1 protein-coding gene is annotated in these 300 nt (G+C 57.3%); it reads left to right on the top strand.

Going from position 1 to position 300, the window contains the following annotated elements; all coding sequences use genetic code 11:
- Positions 1-65: 65 nt before the first annotated feature.
- The coding region (locus JYB63_RS22830) for a flagellar hook-basal body complex protein (protein WP_205660215.1) at positions 66-300 on the top strand (235 nt) is incomplete at its 3' end.

Genomic DNA, 300 nt, shown 5'->3' with positions numbered 1-300 from the left:
AGATCTTATAACCCTAAGCATCAGGCTCAATCGGACGATAGCCTGACCACTATTCGGAGAATAACATGGCCTTTTCTCAGGCAGTCAGCGGCTTGAACGCGGCAGCAACCAACCTGGACGTGATCGGTAACAACATCGCCAACTCCGCGACGGCGGGCTTCAAATCCGGCAGCGTCTCCTTTGCCGACATGTTCGCCGGTTCGCAGGTCGGTCTGGGCGTCAAAGTGTCCGGCATCACCCAGAACTTCAAGGGCGGCACCACCACCGGCACCAGCCGTTCATTGGATGTGGCCATCAACG

This window comes from Aliamphritea spongicola, from assembly GCF_017051665.1.
In the GTDB taxonomy this organism is placed as follows: Bacteria; Pseudomonadota; Gammaproteobacteria; order Pseudomonadales; family Balneatricaceae; genus Amphritea; species Amphritea spongicola.
Note: the sequence above shows the minus strand (reverse complement) of the source record. Positions and strands in the feature narration are given on the sequence as shown.